This is a genomic window from Sporomusa sp. (assembly GCF_035561155.1).
Classification (GTDB): Bacteria; Bacillota; Negativicutes; order Sporomusales; family Sporomusaceae; genus Sporomusa.
This window is the reverse complement of the sequence record NZ_DATMYD010000078.1, coordinates 1-9539: the sequence shown is the minus strand read 5'-3', so window position 1 is coordinate 9539 and position 9539 is coordinate 1. Positions and strand designations below refer to the sequence as shown.

At 47.6% G+C, this 9539-nt stretch carries 9 protein-coding genes and 1 riboswitch; of the genes, 7 read left to right on the top strand and 2 right to left on the bottom strand.

The window, feature by feature from the left end; translation table 11 throughout:
• The first annotated feature begins 171 nt into the window (after positions 1-171).
• On the top strand, positions 172-1575 hold the full coding sequence (lpdA, locus tag VN447_RS09960) for a dihydrolipoyl dehydrogenase (protein WP_325525155.1): 1404 nt from the start codon (positions 172-174) through the stop codon (positions 1573-1575).
• A 139-nt stretch (positions 1576-1714) separates the two neighbouring features.
• Here lpdA and VN447_RS09955 read toward each other — a convergent pair whose 3' ends face one another.
• Both VN447_RS09955 and VN447_RS09950 read right to left on the bottom strand, forming a co-directional pair.
• Positions 1715-2203, bottom strand: coding sequence for a hypothetical protein (locus VN447_RS09955; RefSeq protein WP_325525153.1), 489 nt, complete (start codon positions 2201-2203; stop codon positions 1715-1717).
• A complete protein-coding gene (locus VN447_RS09950) occupies positions 2187-2783 on the bottom strand; it encodes a CD3073 family putative ECF transporter S component (RefSeq protein ID WP_325525152.1) in 597 nt (198 codons plus the stop codon). Before VN447_RS09950 ends, VN447_RS09955 begins: the two co-directional genes overlap by 17 nt.
• Positions 2784-2964: 181 nt before the next feature.
• Positions 2965-3148, top strand: a riboswitch (cobalamin riboswitch).
• A 106-nt stretch (positions 3149-3254) separates the two neighbouring features.
• On the opposite strand from VN447_RS09950, the gene cobI reads away from it, so the two are divergent.
• The 6 genes from cobI (at position 3255) to feoB (ending at position 9190) form a co-directional block, all read left to right on the top strand.
• Positions 3255-3977: a precorrin-2 C(20)-methyltransferase gene (gene cobI / locus VN447_RS09945; protein WP_325525151.1), complete on the top strand. Its 723-nt coding sequence runs from the start codon at positions 3255-3257 to the stop codon at positions 3975-3977.
• Positions 3974-5032 (top strand): iron ABC transporter permease, encoded by a 1059-nt coding sequence (locus tag VN447_RS09940; RefSeq protein WP_325525149.1) that lies wholly within the window; start codon positions 3974-3976, stop codon positions 5030-5032. Before cobI ends, VN447_RS09940 begins: the two co-directional genes overlap by 4 nt.
• A gap of 11 nt (positions 5033-5043) precedes the next feature.
• Positions 5044-5808, top strand: coding sequence for an ABC transporter ATP-binding protein (locus tag VN447_RS09935; RefSeq protein ID WP_325525147.1), 765 nt, complete (start codon positions 5044-5046; stop codon positions 5806-5808).
• Positions 5809-5836: 28 nt separating this feature from the next.
• Positions 5837-6778: an ABC transporter substrate-binding protein gene (locus VN447_RS09930; protein ID WP_325525145.1), complete on the top strand. Its 942-nt coding sequence runs from the start codon at positions 5837-5839 to the stop codon at positions 6776-6778.
• A 275-nt stretch (positions 6779-7053) separates the two neighbouring features.
• On the top strand, positions 7054-7272 hold the full coding sequence (locus tag VN447_RS09925; RefSeq protein WP_325525144.1) for a ferrous iron transport protein A: 219 nt from the start codon (positions 7054-7056) through the stop codon (positions 7270-7272).
• A gap of 70 nt (positions 7273-7342) precedes the next feature.
• Positions 7343-9190: a ferrous iron transport protein B gene (gene feoB, locus VN447_RS09920; RefSeq protein ID WP_325525142.1), complete on the top strand. Its 1848-nt coding sequence runs from the start codon at positions 7343-7345 to the stop codon at positions 9188-9190.
• Positions 9191-9539 lie beyond the last annotated feature (349 nt).

Sequence of the window (9539 nt, the reverse complement as noted above, 5' to 3'; positions counted from 1 at the left end):
TGTGTATAGACTCAATTGTTTCGGCTTAAGTTTAAACATACGAGAGCCCCAACTTTCGTCATTTATATCTACCTATATTATACCAAAAATGGGACTATATCGCTTTATATTTGACTTTTTCAGTGGTTTCGGACGGTTCTTTTGAGTCAGTCACACCGGGAGGTAATTACAATGAACTTTGATGTAGCGGTTATTGGCGGTGGGCCAGGCGGCTATGTGGCAGCCATCCGCGCAGCGCAATTAGGTGGCAAAGTACTGTTAGTCGAAAAAGAAAACATGGGCGGCGTATGCTTGAATCGCGGCTGCATCCCCACTAAGACGCTGCTTAAAAGCGCTGAAAAGTGGGAAGAACTGCAACGGTGTGCCGAATTCGGCCTGAGAGCCGAGAATACCGGTTTTGATTTTGTAGCCATCATGGAACGGAAAAACAAAGTTGTTGCCGGGCTCAGAGGCGGTATTGAGCAGTTGGTTAAGAGCAATGACATCACCGTAGTCTACGGTGCGGCAGCGCTTATCGCCCCAAACCTTCTGGAAGTTACCACTGACTCAGGCACAGAAACCTTTAACGCCAATAAGGTTATTATTGCAACTGGCTCAGTGCCTAGTTCTATCCCGGTACCGGGGCGGGAACTACCGGCAGTGATCACCAGCGATGAACTATTAGAACTGACTCAAGTACCAAAAAGTATGCTGGTCATTGGTGCTGGGGTAGTAGGGATTGAGTTTAGCTTTATCATGAAGGCATTTGGTTGTGAAGTTACAATTGTTGAAATGCTCCCAACCATTCTGCCCATGGTCGACAGCGACTTGGTCAAACGTATGGGGCTTATTCTGCGCAAACAAGGCATTAAAACCTTGGCAGGCGCCAAGGTGACGGCCATTGAAGAGGTCCAGGGCGGCGTATTGGTAAAAGCTGATACAGCTAAAGGTGCGCAGGAGTTTACCGTGGAAAAGGTACTGCTGGCGGCTGGCCGCCGCGCTGTGACCGAGGGACTGGGTCTGGACGTGGCCGGTATTGAATATGACCGCACAGGTATTAAGGTAAATACACATATGGAGACCAGTGTGCCAGGTATATATGCCATCGGTGATGTTACCGGTCAAAGCATGCTGGCGCATACCGCGTCAACGGCGGGTATAGTGGCTGCTGAGAATGCTATGGGCCTTGATTCGGTTATGGATTACAGCGCTATTCCCAGCTGTATATTTACTACTCCCGAAATTGCTATGGTCGGTTTGACTGAAGAAGAAGCAACCGCTGAGCAGCTTGAAATCAAGTCAAGCAAATTTAATTTTGCAGCCAACGGCAAAGCGGTATCTATGGGGGAAACCGACGGCTTGGTCAAGATCATTACTGACGCTGCTACCGGTAAGATGCTGGGTATGCACATCCTCGGCCCTCATGCCAGTGACCTCATCATGGAGGGCACCTTGGCCATCCGTAACAGGTTAACAGCTAAGGATATTGCCCATACGATTCATCCACATCCCACGCTCTCAGAGACTGTCATGGAGAGTGCACACGGAATTTATGGCGATATCATCCATCAGGTCAAGCTGAAACTTCGCAAATAACTTAAACGCGCTAAGGGATTATTCCCTTAGCGCGTTTAAAATTATTTTTTTATCCTGTTTGAAAGTATAACTTTCCGCCTGGATAAGGGCAACATCGGCTTCCGCTTTCGCCAGAGGCTCGGCGCAAGCCGTGTTTTCTTTATTGGTCCTGAAGCGCCTGACGCAGGACCGACTCAAATTCATGCGACTGTCCTTCAATATAATCCGGCGGGACATCCATGACCAGCATGCTAGGAAACCTCTCGATAAGCGCAGGCAGAAGCAGCCGGAACAGATGGCCATGGCTGCCAATAAGTGAACAGGTTGGGCTGCGCCTGATGCCAAGGAGTAACCGGACATCACAGCCGGCAGCCTGGAAGTTATCTAGGTCCTGCAGTACCCGATCAGCTGCTTGGCGACAGACTGTCTCAAATGCAGGCGTGTTGTATTCCTCATAGGTTTGTGGCTTGCGCTTCATGCCGGCGTAAATGAGCTCCGGGCAGGGGAGTTGATAAATCCCCAGGCTGGCTTCAGCCAACACGGAGACAAGCTGGTGAAAACTGCCGCCAGACCTTGCCAGCTTATGTACAACACTGTTTTGATTTAAGACGCAGTGGCTAACGATCGCCAATTTATTTTCTCGCAGCATTGTTAGTTCCTTGAGAAGAAATCAGTGGGTTGGTTGCTTTACTTACGATGCTTGCCGGGAAGTATCGTACCAGTGAGGCTACCAGCAGCGCGCAGGCAATTTTGTCGACAAGGTTGCCTGTGATACGGGGAATGAAGGCGGCAGTAAAAATTTTTTGTCCGCTTTTTAAAAGCCAGATAAAGAGTAAATCAGTGCCGCCACCGGTGAGGCCGCCGTAGACCCAAACAGCGATCGGAGTGCCGATGAGCGGAGCGACCACGGAAATTAACAGACCAGTTAAGAGGGCTGTCAGCCAGGTGAAGGTATAGCGTTTGGCAATATAGCCGACAATTACGCCTACGGCTAGATTTACAATGGCAAAAGGGATATTCTTAGGGTTTGTAAGCATGCCTTGGATGATATTAGTCAGTAAGCCAATAGCACCGCCGAAAAATGGCCCGAACAAGACTGCGCCCAAGATTGTGCCCAGTGTATCCAGAAATATCAGGGGGATTTTCAAGGTTTGCACAATTGTTCCCAAGACCAGGTTAATGGCAATGCAAATGCTGCTAAATACCAGGGGAAAGGTTTGCGTTTTCATAATAATCACCTCTAAAATAATGTATTCCTGATGATCACTGAGTAGTTTGCTGGACTAAAGAAGAAAATCCATATAACAACGATAAAAATATTCTATATTAAGTATTAATTTCCTGCATCTGGGAATATGTCCGTAGACATAAATTTTCTTGACTTTTATTACTGTTAATCATACAATTTAAGTAAATCAATATGGAACAGGTGCCCATTTGGGCTTAATAGGGAAGCCGGTGCGAAGCCGGCACGGTCCCGCCGCTGTAAAGGGGAGCCTCCTGCAACAAGCCACTGAAATAGTAACCTATTTTGGGAAGGCGCAGTTTGGCTATGAACCTAAGTCAGAAGAACTGCCTGTTTGACAATCACCGTTTTCACCCACGCGCGATGGGGAGGGGATTTGCGTCTGCTTAGGCAAACAATCTCTGTCACACCTCGTGTGGTTCAGAGATTTTATTTTTTAAGGAGTTGTTTGATTATGTCAGGGATTTTTTACGGTGTCGGTGTAGGACCCGGCGACCCAGAATTATTAACTTTGAAAGCCATAAATGCCATTAAGTCGGCAGATGTAGTGATTGCTCCCCGAACTGAGAAAAAAGATGAAAGTACAGCATTGTCGATTGCCCGTCCATACATTCAAGAGGGCAGTGAGGTTTTGGAACTGATATTTCCGATGAACTATAACGCTCAGGCGCTCTCTGAGGCTTGGGTGAGCAATAAAGGAATTATCCTGGGGTTATTAAATGACGGCAAAAAAGTGGCTTTTCTCACATTAGGTGATCCTATGTTGTACAGTACATATATGTATGTATTTCGTTTGTTGGAAGATTCAGGCCACGAAATCATCAATATTCCTGGCGTTAACTCGTTCTCGGCCATTGGTAACCGTCTAGGTATGTCACTGGCTGAAGGCGGCGATATCCTGAGCATTGTGCCGGCTACCATCGACGATGAGCGGTTGGAGAAAGTTCTGGCTGCATCTGACAACGTTGTACTTATGAAAGTATACAAAAACTACACCGAGATTGTTGAAAAACTGAATAAACACGGCATGGTGGAAAACGCTGTCATGGTATCAAAATGCGGTCTGGAAGGTGAAGAAATTATCCATGATCTGGTTACCGCCGGTAGTAAAAAAGTAAACTATCTGTCAACCATCCTGACCAAACGCTCCAAAGTGAGTAAACACGCATTGGCATGAACAGCAGCTCTTTAACGGCGCTTCTTCACCGTAAACAGGCTAAGATCCGCGTAGCGGGCTTGGTTCTCTTAGCGGCAACAGCGCTGTTTGCTTTAGCTGCGGTCGGGTTTGGCCGAGCTGACATCAGTATGGTCGATGCCGCAAGTGTTATTTATGGCAAGATAACCGGCAGCCAGGAGGCTTATAGCCATATAAATGCTGCTAAAACGGCCATCATCTGGGATATCCGCCTGCCGCGTATTTTAGCCGCCATTGCAGTTGGCGGGGGATTAGCTGTGGCAGGCGTAGTCTTTCAGGCGCTTTTGATGAACCCGCTGGCTGACTCGTATACCATGGGCGTATCGACTGGGGCGGCGTTTGGGGCCAGTGTGGCCATTTACCTTAACATTTTTGCCCAGGGGGGCCTGCCTGTTACGGTATTTGCCTTTGGCGGCGCTGTGATTACACTGCTTATCGTCATGTCTATGGCCCGTGTAGGTGGTTACGTATCGTCCGCTAATCTTGTGATTGCCGGGATTATTGTCAGCAGCATCCTGTCTGCAGCCATAAGTATGGTCAAGAGTCTGGCCGGTGAGCAAGTATCGGCCATAGTCGCCTGGCTAATTGGCAGTTTGGCAGCTAAAAGCTGGGAGCATGTGCTATATGGCTGGCCGCTGATCCTGGCTGCTTGTTTTTTGTGCTATTATTATGCCGAGGATCTCAATATTGTATCTTTAGGTGACCGCGAAGCCCGTAGCTTGGGCGTTAATGCCTCACGTCTGCGGACAATCCTCCTCGGCGCCGGGGCGCTCATTACGGCCGTATGTGTAGCTATTGGCGGTATTATTGGTTTTGTTGGCCTGATTGTGCCTCATATGGTCAGGATGCTGACCGGTTCGGATAATAAGGCACTGATTCCATTATGCGGCTTAACAGGTGGCCTGCTGCTCTTGACAGCCGATACTTTTGGCCGGTCGGTTGGAAATATCGAGATACCTGTCGGGGTGTTGACGACACTGTTAGGCGGGCCTTTCTTTGTGTACATTTTTAGGATGCGCAACAAGACGCTTGGGTAGGGGCGTTTAAGATGATAAAAGTAGAAAACATACAATTTGACTATACTGCTAAACCGGTGCTCAGAGATATTAGCCTGAACATCAGGCAAGGCAGTTTCACCGGAATCGTTGGGCCCAACGGCTCAGGCAAGACGACACTGCTCAACATTATTACCGGCCAGCTTAAAGCGGCTTCAGGCAATATAACAATTAAGGGGCGGGATATCAATTCCTATAAGATTGAGGAACTGGCCCGCCATGTTGCTATTGTGCCGCAAAATATGGACATCAAGTTCCCCTATACCTGCCTGGAGATTGTTGGTATGGGCCGCACGCCGTATAAAACAAGGCTGCAGGGTCTGAATGATGGAGATTTGGAAATCATCGAGAACGTCATGCGGCTTACAAATACGCTGGATTTTGCCGGACGGCTTGTTACTGAGCTAAGCGGCGGCGAACGTCAGCGGGTATTATTTGCCAAAGCCTTGGCGCAACAGCCTGAAATTCTGTTTTTGGATGAATCATTTTCCAATATGGATATTTACTACAGTATTAAATGTTTGAACTTACTCAAGGAACTGTGCGCTAAGCAGGGGCTGACAGTTGTGGCTATTATCCATGACCTTAACCTTGCCAGCGCCTTTTGTTCAGACGTTGTTGTCCTTAAGTCAGGACGGTTGGTCGAACATGGCCCGGCGCCGGTTGTACTCGACCCTAAACTCATTTGGGACGTATTCAACATCAAGGTCATCCGCGCAGGTGAAACCGGTCTTGCCGTGCTCTCAGACCTATATTAGGAAGAATTTTGATGGAGGAAGTAAGTCTATGAGAACCAAATTGCTAAGCGTAGTTGGCCTCGTCATACTGATGTTGGCTTTCGTTGGTTGCGGCGCTTCCAAACAGGCAGTCGGCCCTGCAGAGGGGGGCATAAAAGTTGTTGATGATTTAAATCAGACAATTGTGCTTAAACAGCCGGCTAAACGCATTATTTCTTTGTACTCGGCCCATACTGAGAACCTCATAGCCCTTGGCCTTGAGGCCGAAATTATCGGTGTCAGTCCTGCCGAATCTGACCCTGCAGCCAAAAACAAGCAGGTGTTTGACTATCGCGCCGACCCTGAAAAAGTGTTGGCCGCACAGCCTGATCTAGTCATTATCAGACCGTTTATCAAGCAAAGTTATCCTGACTTTGTTAAAACGTTAGAGCAAGCTAATATTAAGGTTGTTTGCCTTTACCCTGAAAAGTTCGAGGAGTTTGACGGCTACATTAAAAAACTGGCCGTATTGACAGGCCGGGAGCAACAGGCTGCTGATCAACTGGCTGCTTTTCATGGCAAGCTTAAAGCAGTCGCGGACCGTACCGCCAAGGCTCCGATTAAAAACCGGGTATACTTTGAGTCAACTGCAACCGAATACCGGACAATTACACCAGATAGCATGCCGGGAATCGTGCTTAAGCTAGCTGGCGGCGTAAACGCGGCCGCTGATGCTCAAGCGCTAAAAACTGCCAGCAGTATTGCTGCCTATGGCAGTGAGCGGCTCTTGATGAAGGCCGAGGAGATTGACGTTTTTCTGGCACAGCGGGGTCCGATGAATCCCGGGATTACCCAGGATTCGATCAAACAGCGGCCTGGGTTTGACAAGATCAAGGCAGTGCGTCAAGGCAAAGTCTATATTGTTGATGAAAAACTGGTCTCAAGTCCGACCTTCCGATTGGCTGAGGGAATTGAGCAACTAGCGAAAATGATTTACCCGGAAGTTTTTTAAAGGCAATAACGTCAATTCCTACTTGACAGGTTAGAATTAAATTCATATAATATGAATGAGAATAAAAGTCATTTATACCAAAATGATGTTATAATGGAAGCTTGTCTCAGAGGAACTCTTATCCTTGAGGCTTAAGGTGAACTAATCCAGGAGCTCTGCGACACTTATCCCGACGCTTAAAGCAAGCGAACGAGGCAATAGTGGAGGTTAGCTGTTGGATAAATTTTTTTATACATATACTGATAACGGTAATCATTATTGAGGGGGAATATGCCATGACACTTGCTCAAGCGAAACGCGGTCAACGTCTTTTAATTGCCGCTATCCCTAATTCAACAATCAGGGCTCAGGCTATCAGGTTTGGAATTTCCGTAGGGGCTGAAGTTGAATGTTATGAAAAACTGCCTGCTGGCCCGATTGTTGTCAGCAGAGGCAAACAAGAGATTGCGATTGGCCGCCGATTGGCCGAAAATATAGAGGTTAGACCGGCATAATACTAAAACGATGTAAATGGAGCTAAATAGCACCAGAACTTGAAGTCATGGTTAGCTGCAGGAGGAGAAAATGAATCATTGTCATAATAGCTTAGATCATATAGCAATCCCGGAAGGGGCCAAGAAGATTGTTCTTGTTGGCAATCCCAATGTAGGTAAGTCAGTGTTTTTTAACGCCTTAACCGGCATGTATGTTGATGTGTCCAACTTTCCAGGCACAACAGTTGATATATCACATGGCCGCTACGGGAAAGATGTGGTTATTGATACTCCGGGCGTATACGGCATTTCTTCATTCAATGATGAAGAGATAGTGGCAAGAGATGTTATCTTGACGGCCGACTTGATTTTAAACGTAGTTGACGCTGTACATTTGGAGCGAGACTTATTTCTGACGCTGCAGGTCATTGATACCGGCATTCCTACTATTGTTGCAGTCAATATGATGGACGAAGCAGCCGAACAAGGCCTTAAAGTGGATATTGATTTGCTTGAGCACCTTTTGGGTGTTCCGGTTATCTCGACAGTAGCCGTAAAGGGCAAAGGTGTTGAGGAAGTTAAGAACCGGCTTTACGAAGCCCGTACTGGTCATATACCGCCAGACTTGAAAAATGAGCTGCAGAGTATGCTCAACCGGATTGGTAGTTGGGGTGAGGCCCTTTTAGTTCTTGAGGGTGATCAACATGTGGCTGAACGACATGGTGTGCCTGCTGGCGATCTGCGGGAAGAAATCTATCATGCTCGCCGGCACAGAGTGAATGATATAGTAAAACATGTAGTACATGATACTGACGAAGGCGCTAGCTTTGGCACTAAGCTGGGACGGTATATGCTAAGGCCATGGACTGGTATTCCCATCTTTGCCATTGTGCTATACGCTATGTATTACCTGATTGGTGTTATAGTTGCTCAGGATATTGTCGGTTTTACCGAAGAAACTGTAATGCAGGGTATGTACGAGCCAGCGGTACGGGCTGTCGTCGGGCGGTTTATCAGTGAAGAATCTGTAATCGGCACAATCTTGATTGGTGAATTTGGGCTGTTAACGATGACAGTAACGTATGTCTTGGGACTGTTGCTGCCACTAGTTGTGGGCTTCTATCTGGCGCTGTCGATCATGGAAGATTCAGGCTATCTGCCACGTTTGGCCACCCTTGTTGACCGGGCTATGACCAGTATCGGCTTAAATGGCCGGGCCGTTATTCCCCTTATTTTAGGATTTGGCTGTGTAACAATGGCTACTATTACTACCCGGATTTTAGGTACAAAGCGTGAACGGACGATTGCGACCGCCGTACTCGGTTTAGCAATACCGTGTTCGGCGCAGCTAGGTGTTATCGCCGGAATGTTGGCTGGGATTGGAACGAAATATATTACGATTTATGTTGTCGTGATATTACTGGTGTTGGGTGTAATCGGCAAAATTCTCAACAAAGTTCTGCCAGGTGAGTCTTCTGACCTATTAATTGATTTGCCGCCAATTCGTTTACCGCGCGGCGAAAACGTCCTGAAAAAGACTGTCACTAAATCGTATGCATTTCTCTTAGAGGCTACGCCGCTGTTTATGCTGGGCGCGCTCATTATTTCGGGATTGCAGCTGAGTGGGCTGTTGGAGGGTATTCAGTCAGCGCTGGCTCCTTTGACAGAAGGTATGCTTAAACTACCTAAAGAAACCGCCACAGCCTTTATTATGGGTATTATCCGCCGTGATTTTGGTGCTGCCGGTCTAAGCGTGATGGACCTTACGCCAGCCCAGACGTTGGTGTCACTGGTTACCATTACATTGTTTGTTCCCTGCATCGCTTCAGTAATTGTGATGTTCAAAGAGCGTGGCAACAAAGAAGGTGCTTTGATTTGGGCTAGCTCTTGGGTATTTGCTTTTATCATTGGGGCCATAGTGGCCGCGTTTGTAATCTAAATCGCCTGACAGAGGTGTGTATTATGCAACAGCAAATTTGTCCGCAGTGTAAGATGGTGTGCGAGCAGGGTGAGATACGCTGCCCCCGCTGTCGTAAGCTGCTTTTGAGCCAGTGTACTGGAAACTGCCGAGACTGTAAAGCAAAGAATAAGTGCTACGAATAAAAAAAAGACCCCAGAGTTCAATTTGATTGAACTTTGGGGTCTTATGTATGTGCGCCCAGCATGGGCGCTTACTTGTTGGTGAAAGTCCAATACGGGGGTTGATAGTGCCAACCGTTAGCCTAAGACAAGGGTGTCGCCTGTGAGGGCGAATCTGAAGGAAGTCGGCGGCAAAGCTCCGGTCTGAG